This window comes from Achromobacter agilis, from assembly GCF_900496965.1.
Classification (GTDB): Bacteria; Pseudomonadota; Gammaproteobacteria; order Burkholderiales; family Burkholderiaceae_B; genus Achromobacter; species Achromobacter agilis.
The window spans coordinates 194051-208042 of the sequence record NZ_UFQB01000007.1; the positions used below are offsets into that span (position 1 = coordinate 194051).

14 protein-coding genes and 1 pseudogene are annotated in these 13992 nt (G+C 65.4%); 10 read left to right on the forward strand and 5 right to left on the reverse strand.

The window, feature by feature from the left end:
* Positions 1-29 precede the first annotated feature (29 nt).
* The 5 genes and pseudogenes from AGI3411_RS11290 to AGI3411_RS11310 all read left to right on the forward strand — a co-directional run bounded on the left by AGI3411_RS11290 (position 30) and on the right by AGI3411_RS11310 (position 4500).
* Entirely contained in the window at positions 30-242 is a 213-nt protein-coding gene (locus AGI3411_RS11290) for a DUF3311 domain-containing protein (RefSeq protein ID WP_129527459.1), read from the forward strand.
* The gene (locus AGI3411_RS11295; RefSeq protein ID WP_129527460.1) at positions 239-1714 is read left to right on the forward strand and encodes a sodium:solute symporter family protein; all 1476 of its coding nucleotides are present in this window, start codon (positions 239-241) and stop codon (positions 1712-1714) included. Before AGI3411_RS11290 ends, AGI3411_RS11295 begins: the two co-directional genes overlap by 4 nt.
* A 58-nt stretch (positions 1715-1772) precedes the next feature.
* On the forward strand, positions 1773-2267 hold the full coding sequence (locus AGI3411_RS11300; protein ID WP_129527461.1) for a 6,7-dimethyl-8-ribityllumazine synthase: 495 nt from the start codon (positions 1773-1775) through the stop codon (positions 2265-2267).
* Positions 2268-2275: 8 nt separating this feature from the next.
* Positions 2276-3252 (forward strand): annotated as a pseudogene (locus AGI3411_RS11305) (M20/M25/M40 family metallo-hydrolase).
* Between the two features lie 6 nt (positions 3253-3258).
* Complete coding sequence (locus tag AGI3411_RS11310; RefSeq protein ID WP_129527462.1) at positions 3259-4500, forward strand: MFS transporter; 1242 nt, start codon at positions 3259-3261, stop codon at positions 4498-4500.
* A 30-nt stretch (positions 4501-4530) separates the two neighbouring features.
* On the opposite strand, the gene AGI3411_RS11315 is transcribed toward AGI3411_RS11310, so the two are convergent.
* Both AGI3411_RS11315 and AGI3411_RS11320 read right to left on the reverse strand, forming a co-directional pair.
* Positions 4531-5319: a PhzF family phenazine biosynthesis protein gene (locus AGI3411_RS11315; protein ID WP_129527463.1), complete on the reverse strand. Its 789-nt coding sequence runs from the start codon at positions 5317-5319 to the stop codon at positions 4531-4533.
* Between the two features lie 101 nt (positions 5320-5420).
* Positions 5421-6125 (reverse strand): glutathione S-transferase family protein, encoded by a 705-nt coding sequence (locus AGI3411_RS11320; protein ID WP_129527464.1) that lies wholly within the window; start codon positions 6123-6125, stop codon positions 5421-5423.
* Positions 6126-6230: 105 nt separating this feature from the next.
* Here AGI3411_RS11320 and AGI3411_RS11325 point away from each other — a divergent pair, with 105 nt between their 5' ends.
* The gene (locus AGI3411_RS11325) at positions 6231-6599 is read left to right on the forward strand and encodes a winged helix-turn-helix transcriptional regulator (RefSeq protein WP_129527465.1); all 369 of its coding nucleotides are present in this window, start codon (positions 6231-6233) and stop codon (positions 6597-6599) included.
* Positions 6600-6636: 37 nt separating this feature from the next.
* On the opposite strand, the gene AGI3411_RS11330 is transcribed toward AGI3411_RS11325, so the two are convergent.
* From AGI3411_RS11330 to AGI3411_RS11340, 3 genes are all read right to left on the reverse strand, one after another.
* Complete coding sequence (locus AGI3411_RS11330) at positions 6637-6933, reverse strand: hypothetical protein (protein WP_129527466.1); 297 nt, start codon at positions 6931-6933, stop codon at positions 6637-6639.
* A gap of 245 nt (positions 6934-7178) precedes the next feature.
* Positions 7179-7889 (reverse strand): GntR family transcriptional regulator, encoded by a 711-nt coding sequence (locus AGI3411_RS11335; RefSeq protein ID WP_129527467.1) that lies wholly within the window; start codon positions 7887-7889, stop codon positions 7179-7181.
* A 10-nt stretch (positions 7890-7899) separates the two neighbouring features.
* A complete protein-coding gene (locus AGI3411_RS11340; protein ID WP_129527468.1) occupies positions 7900-8394 on the reverse strand; it encodes a V4R domain-containing protein in 495 nt (164 codons plus the stop codon).
* 214 nt (positions 8395-8608) lie between these two features.
* Here AGI3411_RS11340 and AGI3411_RS11345 point away from each other — a divergent pair, with 214 nt between their 5' ends.
* Genes AGI3411_RS11345 through AGI3411_RS11360 form a run of 4 tightly spaced genes read left to right on the forward strand, consistent with a single transcriptional unit; the run spans position 8609 to position 13986 of the window.
* Positions 8609-10159, forward strand: a complete 1551-nt coding sequence (locus AGI3411_RS11345) for an ABC transporter substrate-binding protein (protein WP_129527469.1) — start codon at positions 8609-8611, stop codon at positions 10157-10159.
* Positions 10159-11175, forward strand: coding sequence for an ABC transporter permease (locus AGI3411_RS11350; protein ID WP_129527470.1), 1017 nt, complete (start codon positions 10159-10161; stop codon positions 11173-11175). The genes AGI3411_RS11345 and AGI3411_RS11350 overlap by 1 nt, the downstream gene beginning before the upstream one ends.
* A complete protein-coding gene (locus tag AGI3411_RS11355) occupies positions 11175-12071 on the forward strand; it encodes an ABC transporter permease (protein WP_244240322.1) in 897 nt (298 codons plus the stop codon). Before AGI3411_RS11350 ends, AGI3411_RS11355 begins: the two co-directional genes overlap by 1 nt.
* Positions 12072-12075: 4 nt before the next feature.
* The gene (locus AGI3411_RS11360) at positions 12076-13986 is read left to right on the forward strand and encodes a dipeptide ABC transporter ATP-binding protein (protein WP_129527471.1); all 1911 of its coding nucleotides are present in this window, start codon (positions 12076-12078) and stop codon (positions 13984-13986) included.
* Positions 13987-13992: the final 6 nt, after the last annotated feature.

Below are 13992 nucleotides of genomic sequence, written 5' to 3' on the forward strand. Positions count from 1 at the left end.
ATCACAAGGGAAAAATCGGAGATCTATCCATGCGAGCCGTTCACACCCTGGCGCTGGCGCCAGTCCTGATGGTCCTTGTTGGGCCGTTCTTTCTGAATCGCGTCACCCCGTTCATGCTCGGGATGCCGTTTCTGCTGTCTTGGCTGACGCTGTCCCTCGTCCTGACATCGATCGTGATGGCGGTCATTTACTACGCTGACCAAAAGGCGGAATCCACCCAGCAGGACGGGCACGCAAAATGAACAGCGCACTGATCTTTATTGCTTTGGCAGTTGGGGTCGCGCTCTTTCTCGGGATTCGTGCCAGGCGCGGCAAGGACATGAGCCTGGAGCAGTGGACCGTCGGGGGCCGTGGGTTCGGCGCCGCGATCGTCTTCCTGCTGATGGCCGGGGAAATCTACACCACTTTTGTCTTCCTCGGCGGCAGTGGATTCGCCTATGGCAGTGGCGCCGGCGCTTACTACCTTTTGGGGTACGGCAGCCTGCCATTCATCCTTTCCTACTTCATCCTGCCGCCCGTATGGCGCTATGCGAAGGAACGCCGGCTGCTTTCCCAGCCCGACTTCTTCGCCTCGAAGTACAACAGCAACGCGCTGGGCGTGCTGGTCGCCATCGTCGGCTTCATCGCGCTGATTCCCTATCTGGTGCTGCAGCTGAAGGGACTGGGCATCATCGTCAGCATCTCGTCCTACTCGGCCATCTCCGCGAACCAGGGCGTCATCATCGGCGCGATCGTTGTGGCCGCCTATGTCGCGCTGTCAGGCGTGCACGGATCGGCCTGGACGTCGGTCATCAAGGACGCGCTGGTCATGTTCGTGGCCATCTTCCTCGGACTGTACTTGCCGTACCACTATTACGGCGGCATCGAGAACATGTTCACCGCCATCGAGGCGGCGAAACCGGGCTTCCTGGCGCTTCGTGACGTGGGCCAAAGCCCGACCTGGATGGTTTCGACGGTCGTGCTGTCGACGCTCGGCTTCTATATGTGGCCGCATATGTTCATGGCCGTGTACACCGCGAAGGGCGACGGCGTGCTCCGCAAGAACGCATTCATCCTGCCGATCTATCAGCTCATGCTGCTGTTCATCCTGTTTGTCGGCTTCTCCGCGATCCTGCAGGTGCCCGGCCTGAAAGGCGGCGACATCGACCTGGCGCTCTTCAAGATTTCGCTGCAGACGTTCGACCCCTGGTTCGTCGGCGTCATCGGCGCGGCAGGCATCCTCACGGCGCTGGTCCCTGGCTCCATGATTCTGATGACGTCCGCGACCCTGCTCGCGAACAACGTCTACCGGCCCCTGCGGCCCGGCGTGGAAGATGCGCACATCGCCCGCGTCGCCAAGTGGCTTGCGCCCGTGATCATGGCAGTCGCCGTGTTCTTCACCCTGGGCGGCGGAGACACCATCGTGGCGCTGCTGCTCATGGCCTATGCGTTCGTGACGCAGCTCTTTCCCGTTTTCCTGGCCAGCCTGCTCAAGTCGAACCCTGTCTCGAAACCGGCGGCCTTCGCCGGCATCATTGTGGGCGTCTCCACGGTGGCCTACGTTTCGCTGACCAAGCAAACCGTCGCGGGCATGTTCCCGTTCCTGCCGACTGCGTTGAAGGACTTGAACGTCGGCATGATCGCACTGTTCTTCAATCTGGTCGTCCTGACCGTCGTTTCGATCGCCACACGCGGCCTCTCCGCCCCGGGCCGGCTTTCCGCCAATGCTTCCTAACCACTGACCCCGAGCCTGCGGCGCCGTTCATCGCGAACGGCGCCGCAAACGTACGTTTATGCGGACCAAGAAACAGACCAGGCGCATCGCCTACATTCAGTCCAGCTGGCACTCCGCCTTGCTGGCCCACTCCAGGCTGGCCTTCTACGACACGATGGCCCACTATGGCTGGGCGTTGAATCGCATCGACACCTACGACGTGCCCGGCGCCTTCGAAATCCCCCTGCTGGCCAAGCGCGCCGCGCTGTCCGGGCGATACGACGCGATCGTGGGCGCCGCCCTGGTCGTCGACGGGGGCATCTACCGGCACGAGTTCGTCGCGCAAGCCGTCGTCGACGGCCTGATGCGCGTGCAGCTGGAAACAAACGTTCCGGTGTTCTCGATGTCGCTGACTCCCCATCACTTTCATTCACATGGGGACCACGAGAAATTCTTCTCCGATCACCTGCAGCACAAGGGCAGAGAGGTCGCCGATGCCTGCGCGGGCATGCTCGACGCGCTGAACAGGTTCGAGCTCGACCTCCCTCCGCAAGACCTCGACCAAGCCGCCTGAGGCCCGCCATGGACATAGACACCTGCGCCGCCGGCGTTTCCCTAGATCCGATCGAGCGCCTCTGCGAGCTGCGCAAGCAGCTTCATGCCAGGCCGGAGCTGCGCTTCGAAGAGCATCTCACTTCCGACGCCATCGCCCAGGCCCTGGAAAGTTACGGCTATGCCGTCGAACGGGGCATCGCCGAGACCGGCCTGGTGGCCACGCTGCCCGGCAGGGACCCCGGCCGTGCCATCATGCTGCGAGCGGACATGGACGCCCTGCCGATCCAGGAAGCCAATGATTTCGCACATGCCTCGCGGCACCAGGGCCGCATGCACGCCTGCGGCCACGACGGCCACATCGTCATGCTGCTGGGGGCAGCCAGGGCCCTGAAGCTCCAGCCCCAGCTGCCCGGAACCGTGCATTTCGTGTTCCAGCCCGGCGAAGAAGGCGGCGCGGGCGCCAAACCCTGGCGGCGCGGCACAAGAATCCCATAGACCCCGCCGTGATCTCCGTATGCATGCTCAACGCCGGACACACCGATAACGTCATACCCGAGAGTGTCGAAATACGCGGGACGGCGCGCACCCTCTCCACCGGCGTCCTGGAGATGCTGCAACGCGGCATGAGCAATCTCTGCAAGGGCCTGGCGCTGGCCCAGGACGCCAGCATCTCCGTGGAATTCTTCCAGTTCTATCCGGCAACCGTGAACTCCGCAGCCGAAACACGGCTTTGCGCGCAGGTTCTGCAGGATGCCTTCGGGGCCGACAAAGTGGACGTGGACACGCCGCCGAACATGACCTCGGAAGACTTCGGCTTCATGCTTCAGGCAAAGCCCGGCGCATATATTCTTATTGGAAATGGTTCGCCGGGCGGGAAATCGCATAATCTTCATCATCCCAATTACGACTTCAACGATACGGCCATTCCGCATGGCGTCCGGTACTGGGTCGATCTCGCGCATGCCTACTTCCGGCAGGCGCGGGGCGGTCAGGCGATCGGGTGAATCCGGATGGAAAACCGCATGAAAGCCACTTCCCCCAGCCTGGAAACGAACCGCTGGCTACGCCCGTCGGCCGTGATCGCGGTCGCGCAGTTACTGGGCACGTCGCTGTGGTTCAGCGCGAACAGCGCAGCGCCTGACCTGGCCATCTCGTGGAACATCACTGCGTCGGACATCGGGTGGCTGACGAGCGCAGTCCAGGCCGGCTTCATCGCCGGAACGCTGATCCTGGCCATATTCGGCCTTGCCGACCGCTACCCCGCGAGCCGGGTATTTGCCTTGAGCACGGCTCTCGGCGCGGTCTTCAACGGACTCTTCGCGCTCGCCGCCCATGGCCTCGGCGACGCGATGGCCTATCGATTTCTCGTGGGTCTTTCGCTTGCCGGAATCTATCCGCTCGGCATGAAGCTGATCGTGAGCTGGGAGCCCGCGCGCACAGGCATGGCGCTGGCCCAGCTCGTCGCCATGCTTACCCTCGGCACCGCCCTGCCTCATCTCCTGCGCGAGCTTGGCGCCGGCCTGCCGTGGCAATCCGTCGTGCTCGCGTCCTCGGCGCTGGCCGTGGCTGGCGGCCTGATGATCCTCAAACTGGGAGATGGCCCATTCCTGCCCGCCAGGCGCCCGCGCGATGCGGCGGACAGCGCCGCAGCGCCCGCCAGGCTGAATGTGCTGTCCGCCTTCAAGGTCAGGAAATTCCGCGCCTCGGCCTGGGGATACTTTGGCCATATGTGGGAGCTGTACGCCTTCTGGACCGTTGTTCCCGTCCTGGTGGCCCGCACGGATCTCGCCTCTTTCCTGCCGTTCACGGGCATTCCGGGAATTTCGTTCGCGGTCATTGCCGTCGGCGCGCTGGGTTGCATCCTGGGCGGGCTGGTCTCGCGGCGCCATGGAAGCGCGCCGGTCGCCCTCGGGGCGCTCTGCCTCTCGGGCCTCTCCGGCGCCATATTCGCGCTTTCCTGGCATGCCCTGCCCGCTGCGGCCATGATGGCGCTCCTGATTCTCTGGGGGGCCTCGGTGGTTGCGGACTCGCCGCAATTCTCAGCCCTGTCCGCACGCAACTGTCCGCCCGAAATCGTCGGCTCCGCCCTGGCCATCCAGAATTCGATCGGCTTCGCGATTACCGTGGTCTCAATCGCGCTGACCACGTCCGTCCTGGAGAAGATCGGCCTGGATGCCGCCTGGGTCCTGGTGCCCGGCCCCGTTATCGGTCTGCTGGGCTACGTGCTGACCGCCCGGACCATCCACGATTGACCGCCCTCGGGGCCGGCGTGGCCGCGGGCATCAAAGATGGATCGTGCCGCGCATGTACAGCGCGGCCTGCCCGCTGACGACCACCCGGCCATTGTCCAGCACCTCGCATTGAAGCTGCCCCTTGCGCGCCCCGCCCTGCTGCGCGCTCAAGACGCGCTTGCCCAGGCGCTCCGCCCAGTACGGAGCCAGCGACGTATGCGCGGAACCCGTCACCGGGTCCTCATTCACGCCGACCCGCGGCCCGAACCAGCGCGATACGAAATCGAAGCTGGATGACGGCGCGGTCACCGCCACGCCGCGCGTATCGAACGCCGCGAGCGCCGCGAAATCCGGCGTCAGCCCGTCGATCAGCGACTCGTCGTCGATCACCAGCAGGTAGTCGTCCGTGCGGTACAGCGCCCGGGCGTCCGGCAAGCCCAGCGCCCGCAGCAGCCCCGGCGGGATATCCATGGCCTCGGGCCGCTTGGCCGGAAAGTCCATCGCCAGCCGGTCACCCGCCCGGCGCACCCGCAGTTCTCCGCTGCGCGTGGCGAACCGCAGCACCTCCTCCCGCACCCCCAGCTGCTCGAACAGGACGTAGGCCGAAGCCAGCGTCGCATGCCCGCAAAGATCCACCTCGACTGCGGGCGTGAACCAGCGCAGCTCGTGGACATCGCCCTTGCGAACGAAGTAGGCGGTTTCGGAAAGGTTGTTCTCCTCGGCGATGCGCTGCAGCGTTTCATCGGGCAGCCAGGCGCCCAGCGGCACCACGGCGGCAGGGTTGCCGCCGAATGGAGAGGCGGTGAAGGCATCAACCTGATAGAGATCGAACTGGGGCATGGCGGGTCCTGGCAGAAAAGGAGAATCGCGCGCGCGGCGCCAGACACCATTTTGCTATATCCGGGGCCGCCGCGCCGGCCGCCCGCCCGTTCCTGGTCGGCCTATTTGCCGTATGCCGATATCAGTTCGTCCAGAGGCACGTGGCCTTTGCAAAGGCCCGAGCCAGACGGACTTTCGCCGGTCTCCAGCGCAGTGGCATACTTCACCGCCGGGTCGTTTTCCAGACGCTGCCGCAATGCCGCCAGCCGAGGCCAACGGGTCGGATCGGCAACGCCATGGAAATCCAGCCAACGCGCCACGCCGATCAGCACGGCGTCCGCGAGCGTCGGGTGGTTTCCCACCACGAACGGCGTGTCGCCAAGCATCGCCTCGAGCTTGTCGTGCCGTTCGATGATGCGTTGCGCGCCCCATTCCCTCAGCATTTTCTGCATTGCCGGATCTGGCGGATCCATTTCCAGCGCCACCCAGTGCGGCGTGTAGGCGGCGGTAAAGCCGGTATTCAGAAACGCGATGAACTGGTGCATGCGATCCGACTCCGGCGAGAGAGGATCGAAGCTGACGCGCCGCTCGGTATCCCGGTTCTCGATCCACCGCGCAATCGCCATGGTCTCCGAGAACGCCATGCCATGCTCGCCGACGAAAGCAGGCGTTTCATGGCGCGCGTTGAGCCGCGCATAGGAAGGCAGCCTCATTTCGCCCAGCATGTCCACGCGGCACAAGCGATATGGCTTGCCAAGCCACTCCAGCGCCGCGACGAGCCCCATGGAGCTGCCGAGCGGAAATCCATAAATCAGGATGGGTTCCAAGATGATTTTCTCCGTAGTAAATGGTTCCGCTGCGCAGCGGATTGGGATTCTACGGACCTGGCGGGACAAGTAAACTACGCACATTTATGTGACCATGCCCCGCCGATGAAAGACCTGGTATCGCGCTGCCCCATCGAAGAGATCATGCAGGTCCTGAGCGGCAGGTGGCCGACGCTGCTGATCTACTACCTCAAAGAGGGCACCAAGCGCTTCAGCGACCTGCGCCGCGACAATCCGACGATCTCCCATCGGATGTTGACGCTGGAACTGCGCAAGCTGGAATTGGCCGGCATCGTCCGGCGAACCGACTTCGACGGATATCCCCGGCGCGTCGAGTACGACCTCACGCCCTCGGGCGGCGCGCTCGTGCCGCTGCTGGAGGCATTGGGCGACTGGTGGGACGACAATGCGGCGCCGCTCGAGGATTCCGCGGTGGCCGGCGCCGGTGAAGGCGGCGGCGCCTCGCGGGATTAGGGCTGCCCCGCCAGGGCTGGCCCGGGACTCAGCCTGGCTAGAACGTATACAGCGCGTAGGCGAGAAAACCCGCCCACAGCGCGAGATGGATGGCGACCCCCTGCCGGCCTTGCAGGATCGTCGCGGGCCGCCTGGCGCGCGCGAAGCAGGCAAGCATGCTCGAATGCGCCAGCAGCAGGCCGACCAGCCACAGCGACAAGAACAGCAGAACGCCGAGGGGGTCCGGGCCATTGCCGTCGCCAAGACGCGGCGCGTCATAGGTGGCAACACCGATCACCCAGGCCGCGAGCGCCAGCACGCTCAAGACGAAACTGATTCGGTAATAGAGGAACAAGGCGGTAGCACCTTATCAGGTCTGTAAAGGCCAGGCGGATGCGCTGGGCGGCGTAAAAAAAGGGGTGTCAGACCGCGATTTTTAACACGCATGCAGATGCGTCGAGAAATTCGCGATAGAGACGAGAATGGCGACCAAGCGGAGGATTTCCAATTGCCCGTCACGCATCTAGGGCAAGCTTCCAAAAGTCACTCCAGCTCCGCGGCCGCCCCTGCAAAGCGAATGGGTGGCAAGATAGGCGCCCCTCAATTCCCCTTACCTGATGGGCCGGACTCGAAAATTTTCTGATAAGCGCTGTAATAGCAGGCGGCCGCCGCGCGCGCATGGCCAAGCATGCGGACACGGACAAGTTCGGTATCGCCGGACAGGAAGGCTTCGTACAGGCCCCGCATGCCGTCCAGAATGATGCTGCGGACCTGCTGGTCGTCCATCGTCACCAGGCGCACCACCTGCACGTGATCGATGTAGCGCGAAATCGCGCCGGCCAGCTCGCGGTTGGGCACCATGGCGAGCCAGACCAGCCGGAAGCGCGCGTTGCTGCGCATGAAGTCGTCGAGGTCGGTCCGGAGGTGCGCGCTTTCGGCCTGCTCCAGGGCGCCCTTCATTTCGGCCAGGCTCTTGGGGTCCGCATGCAGCGATGCGGACGCGGCGGCGGAGGGTTCGAGCAGGGTGCGGATCTCGAAGATCTCGTTCATTTCGGCGAGCGTGAACCGGCGCAGCACGAAACCGCGCGCCGTGCCTTCGAGCACGCCTTCGTTCTTCAACTGCATAAGCGCTTCGCGGACCGGCATGCGGGAAACATGCAGCTCCTGCGCGATATCGTGATCCACCAGGCGGTCTTCCAGGCGGATCAGACCCATCTGTATGCGTTGGCGGACGATGCCATACACGCGTTCGCGCAGATTGGGCTTGCGCGCCGCGTTGCTCGTTTTTCTGCTTTTTACCTTCGTCTCCACCGGCCTGGCCTCACTCGTCTTGCGCCTGGAATACGCAACAGGGCGCGCCCATGCTAGCGCACCTGGTTTCGCGAAACGTCCTGGGCTCTCCCATCACCAGCGCGCTTACGGCTTCGAGCATACCTGTTATCGCGTGGCACACCGGCCGGTCGCGGGTGGCAGCTGCCATCGCGAAGGGGCTGTTACGCACCGCAAGCGTCAATGCGGCCGCGCCGCCCGATTCGAAGCGCCACACGCCCCATCCCAGGTCGGCGGCCGACTCGGCCATCACCCGCAGGAATGCGTCGGCGGCCGCGGCGCTGGCCCGATAGGCACGCGCGGATGCGCCGCCATGCGCGCGCACCGACGCTTGCAGACTATCGAGCGCCTGGGCGCGCTGCCCGGGCGGCAGGCCGGCGAACAGCCCCATCAGGACGTCGGCGCGAAGCATGACGTAGCGGCGGTCGGCGTCCAGGATGGCGCCCGTGTTCGGGTCCCATTTCAGGCGTTGTTGCAGCTGTCCCATTCGATCAGATCCTGTGGCGAGGGAGGAATGACTTTCCCAGATTGGCTAGGGTTATCCCTGAACAATATACTTTTTTTAGGACCATAACCTGCTGATATCAGGGTAAATAATTAGTTGAATCATGAACTATTAATGCTTAAATCACAAACAGTATACTGTTTGCATTCGGCTCGACCGGGTGCTTCCGCAACGATTCCGCTATCGGAGGCCGTTCATGATTGATGCATGGTGGGTACGGTGGTTGGGCAGGGTGCTGGCATCCTGTCTTTTGCTGGTGGGTGGCGGGCTGGCGGCGTCGGCGGCGCAGGCCCAGACAGACAAACCGGATGAGTTGAAGATCGCCTATCCGGTGGATGTGCCGTCCTGGGATCCGACCGCCGTCACGTTTCCGGCAGGGCAATCGCTGTACAAGGCCGTGTTCGATTCCCCGCTGTTCATCGACGGCGACCTGACGCTGCAGCCCGCGCTGGTCAAGCGCTGGCGCTGGCTGGACGACAAAAACATGCGGCTGTCCATCGAGCTGCGCGACGGCGTGACCTTCCACGACGGCTCCGCGCTGACGACCGAAGACTTCAAGTTCAGCTTCCTCGACCGCCCGAAGAAGGAAAAGCGCCTGGCCATCAACGGCTTTTTCGGCGCGTTGCAGGACATAGAGATCTCCAGCCCGACCCAGGCCGTCATGGTGTTCTCTGCTCCGACGCCGACCGCGCCCAACTATCTGGGCTTCCTGACTTCCTACATCCTGCCCAAGGCCTATATCGAAAAGGTGGGCGAGGACGGATTCCAGGCGGCGCCCATCGGCGCCGGCCCGTACAAGATCGTGCGCTACGAACGCGGCTCGCGCGTGGTGCTGGAGGCCTTCGACAAGTACTGGGGCGAGAAGCCCGCGATCAAGCGGATCGTGTTCGAGTTCGTTCCGGACGCTTCCGCGCGCGTGGCGATGCTGGAATCGGCCAGGGCCGACGTGGCGGTGCAGATTCCGCTGCGCGAAGTCAACCGCCTGAACAAGATTCCCGCGCTGAAGGCCGAGGTCTATCCGTACAGCGAGATCTTCATTCTGCAGATCCCCAGCTACGTTGCGGAGTTCCAGAACGAGCATGTGCGGCGCGCCCTGCATCTGGCGATCAACAAGCAGGCCATTTCCAAGGCGTTCTACGCCAATGTGGCCAAGCCGATCTCGGTGTTGGCCACGCCGGGCTCACCTGGCGACGTGGCCGGATTCAGCTACGCCTACGACAAGGCCGCCGCGCAAGCGGAACTGGCCAAGGCCGGGTACGGGCCCGACAAGCCGCTGAAGATCCAGTTCCTGTCGACCAACAACACCTTCCCCAGCGATTACGAAATGGCGCGCGCCATCGTGCAGATGTGGTCGCAGATCGGCATCCAGGCGGACCTGCAGGAAATCACGCTGGCGAAGTACCTGGACCTCAGCCATTCGTCCAAGGTGCCGGGCGTCATGCTGTACAGCTGGGCCAATGCGACCGGCGACCCTGAAATCTTCGCCGGCAAGATCCTGGATCCGCGTCTGCGCTTCTCGACCTGGAAGGAGCCCGAGCTCGCCAAAACCATAGACGCCCTGGCCGCGCAGGGCGACCCCGCCAAGCGCTACGACGGTTACCGCGAACTGGCCCGCCAGGCGACGGAACACGCATGGAGCCTGCCGCTGCTGCAATCGGTCGCCACGGTGGCGTCCAAGAAAGCGGTGGACATGAAGGTCTACCAGACCGGCTACATCCTGCCTGCGGCCTATCGCTGGAGCCGCTGATGTGGGCGGCGCTGGCATCTCATTTCGGGCGCCGCCTGGCGGTGGCCGTGCCCACCATGTTGGCGCTGTCCGTCGTCGTGTTCGTGGTGCTGCGGCTGCTGCCGGCGGACCCGCTCGGCATGATGCTGCCGCCGAGCGCGACCCGCGCCGAAGTCGAGGCCTTGCGCCACGCCATGGGGCTCGACCGTTCGCTGGTCGCACAGTACGGCATATGGCTGGGACAGGTCCTGCACGGCGACCTGGGCCGTTCCATCAGTTCCGGCGCGCCCGTCACGCAGCTGATCGCGACGACCTTGCCGGCGACGCTGGAACTGTCGTTCGTGGCGCTTCTCATGGCGCTGGCGATCAGCATCCCGGGCGGCCTGCTGCTCTATGTGCTGCACGACCGCCGCGGCGAGCTGGCCGCTGACGCGGGCCTGGTGCTGCTGATCTCCATCCCCGGATTTCTCTGGGGAATCTTCCTGATGCTGGCCTTCGGCGTGCATTGGCCCATCCTGCCCTTTTCCGGCCGGTTCAGCTCGGACGTCTCCGCGTCCGGGTACACCGGCTTCGTGCTCCTGGACTTCCTGTTGCAGGGCCACTGGCGGGAGTGGATCGACGCGGCCTCGCATCTGGTGCTGCCGGCCCTGGCGCTGGCCCTGGGGTTCAGCCCCCTGATCGTGCGGGTGCTGCGCGCCAGCCTGCTGGAGGCCAGCCACGAACAGTATGTGACGGTCGCGCGGCTGCGCGGGCAGCCCGAAAGCCGCGTGATCCTGCGGCACATGCTGCGCAACGCCTTCCTGCCGACCTTGACGCTGATCGGCGTGCAGTTCGGTTTTCTGTTCGGCGGCACCCTGCTGATCGAAATGATCTTTTCCTTCCCTGGCCTCGGCAACATGATGGTTCAGGCCGTACGCAATCACGATCTTCCCCTGATCCAGGGGATTTCGCTTGTGTTCTGCGCCGTAATCCTGCTGATCAATGCGAGCGTGGATTGCCTGTACGCCGTGATCGACCCCCGCTTGAGAGACACCTGATGACTACGCTGAATGTACGCGCGGCGCCGTCTGCGCTGCGCGCATCGGCCTGGTGGGCCGCCATGCGCGCTTCGCCCAAGGCCGCCCTGGGCTGCGTGATCGTGCTGGCGCTGGTGGCGATCGCGATCTTCGCGCCCGCCATCGCGCCGAACGACCCGCTGGCGCAGGACCTGCTGTCGCCGCTGTTGCCGCCCGCCTGGGCGGCCGATGGGATGGCCCAGTATCCGCTAGGCACGGACAGCCTGGGCCGCTGCGTGCTGTCGCGGCTGATCTTCGGCACGCGCGTGGCCTTGTGGGTCGGCCTGTGCGCCGCGATGGGCGCCATGCTGGTGGGTTCCGCCCTGGCCCTGGTCGCCGCCTACTTCGGCGGGCGCGTGGACAAGGGCATCGGCTATCTGGTCGACCTGTGGATGTCGTTCCCGCCGGTGGTGCTTTCGCTGATCCTGATGGTGGGCCTGGGCACCGGCGTGGGCAACGTGATTCTCGCCATCGTGCTGGTGGACTGGACCCGGTTCTGCCGGGTGGTGCGCGCCGAGGCCCTCAAGATCCGCCGCAACGACTACGTGACGGCGGCGCGCCTGATGGGCTTCGGCCATATGCGCGTGATGCTGCGCGAGATGCTGCCTGGCCTGGCGCCGCTGATCCTGACACTGTTCAGCCTGCAGATCGGCATCGCCATTATCGTCGAGGCCATCTTGAGCTTCGTCGGGTTGTCCGTTCCCGCGGACGTGGTCGCCTGGGGCGTGATGATCGCCGACGCCCGCAGCACCATGCAGGAAGCCATCTGGACCCTGGTCGCGCCGGTGACCGGCATCGTGCTGACGGTCTTCGGCTTCAACCTGCTCAGCGACGGCATGCGCCAGCTGCTGGATCCGCGCAAACGTGCAAGGAATTGAGCCCATGTCGCTATTGAGCTTGCGCAACCTGACGCTGACCACGGACGTAGACGTCGACGGCCGGCGCCTGCCCGCCGCCGTCCTGCGCGGCATCGACCTGGACATCCCCGAAGGCCGCATGCTGGGCCTGGTGGGCGAATCGGGCGCCGGCAAAAGCATGCTGGGCCGCATGGTGTCGGGCACCCTGCCGCCGGGCTTTCGCATCGCCGCCGGCGCCATCCAGTTCCGTGGAGCGGACCTGAACCAGATGGCGCCGGCGCAGCGCCGCGACATGCTCGGCCGCCAGATCGCGTTCATTCCCCAGGAGCCGCTGTCGGGCCTGAATCCCGCGCTGACGGTGCGCCAGCAGCTGTTCGAGCATCTGCGCCACGTCGGAATACCGGCCGCGCAGCGGGAATCCTACGCCTGCGCGCGCCTGCAGGAGGTCGGCCTGACAGATGCCCCCGGCATGCTGGCGCGGTATCCGCACCAGATGTCGGGAGGTCAGTGCCAGCGCATTCTGATCGCCATGGCGTTTTGCGGCGATCCGGCGCTGATCTTCGCAGACGAGCCCACCACCGCCCTGGATGTGATTACGCAGGCGCAGATCATGCGCGTGCTGGCCGACCAGCAACAGCGCCACCGGACCTCCGTGGTGCTAGTCACGCACGATCTTCGGCTGGCGGCGCACGTCTGCGACACGATCGCCGTGCTGTACGCGGGCGAAGTCGTGGAATTCGGTTCCGCGCGGCAGGTGCTCGACACCCCCCTGCACCCCTACACGCGCAGCCTGAAGGAATCCGCCCCGGGCATGGAGGCGCCGACGCAGGCCCTGCGCACCCTGCCCGACTTCATGCCCGGGCTGCGCGACTTCGCGACGCTGCGCGGCTGCCGGTTCGCGTCCCGCTGCCCATCACGCCAGGCGGCCTGCGACGCACAGGAGATCCCCTTGCTGGAGCGCGGCGGCGAGCGCGCCGCGCGCTGCCTGCCCTCCATTCCCTCGCTGGGCTCGATGGCCGGCGGCGACAGCGCAGCGTTCCTGGCCATGCGGGCGGCGCCTGCGGCGCCCGGAAGCCCGCCCGTCGTAACGCTGACGGAGGTGGCGCTGAGCTACCCAGGCCGTGCCCGCCTGTTCCGGGCCAGGCCGCGATTGCAGATCCTCCAGCCGCTGTCGCTGGCGGTGGAGCGCGGCGAATTCCTGGGCATCGTCGGCGAAAGCGGCAGCGGCAAGACCAGCCTGGCGCGCCTGATCGCCGGGATGGTCGCGCCCACCGCCGGACGCATCGCGTATCCAGGATCGACGGCCCGGCCGCCCCGCGCTTGCCTGGCGGATCCACGCGACGTGCAGCTGGTGTTCCAGAACCCCGATTCGGCCCTGAATCCGCGGCGGCGCGTGGGCGAACTGGTGACCCAGATCCTGGAGTCCGGCGCCTTTGCCGAGCGCGCGGGCTCGGGTCCGTCGCAGCGGCTGGAGATGGCCAGACGCCTGCTCGCGTCCGTGGGCCTGCCCCCGGAGGCCGTTGACCGCCTGCCCTCGCAATTGTCGGGAGGCCAGAAGCAGCGCGTGAACATCGCCCGGGCCCTGTGCGTGACGCCCCGACTGATCGTGGCGGACGAAATCGTGTCGGGCCTGGACGTATCGGTGCAGGCGCTGATCCTGAATCTGCTGTTGCGGCTCAAGCAGGAGCTGGGCATTGCGCTCGTCTTCGTGTCCCACGATCTGGCCGTGGTCCGGTACCTGTGCACGCGCGTGCTCGTGCTGCACCAGGGCCGGATCGTGGAACAAGGCCCGGTCGACCAGGTATTCGATCAGCCGCAGCACGCCTATACCCGCGCGCTGATCGCGGCCGTCCCGCCCGATTCCGCCAGCCGCGCCTGGGCGCCGGTACCGCTTTCCGCCCCCGCGCCGGCCTCGGCGCAACCTGCCGCGGCGTGAGGCGAT

Bases quoted from the DNA above. Each gene is read 5' to 3' on its own strand.
- AGI3411_RS11350 (WP_129527470.1), top strand. From the start codon at position 10,159: ATGTGGGCGGCGCTGGCATCTCATTTCGGGCGCCGCCTGGCGGTGGCC.
- AGI3411_RS11300 (WP_129527461.1), top strand. From the start codon at position 1,773: ATGCGGACCAAGAAACAGACCAGGCGCATCGCCTACATTCAGTCCAGC.
- AGI3411_RS11340 (WP_129527468.1), bottom strand. From the start codon at position 8,394: ATGGGACAGCTGCAACAACGCCTGAAATGGGACCCGAACACGGGCGCC.
- AGI3411_RS11325 (WP_129527465.1), top strand. From the start codon at position 6,231: ATGAAAGACCTGGTATCGCGCTGCCCCATCGAAGAGATCATGCAGGTC.
- AGI3411_RS11295 (WP_129527460.1), top strand. From the start codon at position 239: ATGAACAGCGCACTGATCTTTATTGCTTTGGCAGTTGGGGTCGCGCTC.
- AGI3411_RS11360 (WP_129527471.1), top strand. From the start codon at position 12,076: ATGTCGCTATTGAGCTTGCGCAACCTGACGCTGACCACGGACGTAGAC.
- AGI3411_RS11355 (WP_244240322.1), top strand. From the start codon at position 11,175: ATGACTACGCTGAATGTACGCGCGGCGCCGTCTGCGCTGCGCGCATCG.
- AGI3411_RS11345 (WP_129527469.1), top strand. From the start codon at position 8,609: ATGATTGATGCATGGTGGGTACGGTGGTTGGGCAGGGTGCTGGCATCC.
- AGI3411_RS11290 (WP_129527459.1), top strand. From the start codon at position 30: ATGCGAGCCGTTCACACCCTGGCGCTGGCGCCAGTCCTGATGGTCCTT.
- AGI3411_RS11310 (WP_129527462.1), top strand. From the start codon at position 3,259: ATGGAAAACCGCATGAAAGCCACTTCCCCCAGCCTGGAAACGAACCGC.
- AGI3411_RS11315 (WP_129527463.1), bottom strand. From the start codon at position 5,319: ATGCCCCAGTTCGATCTCTATCAGGTTGATGCCTTCACCGCCTCTCCA.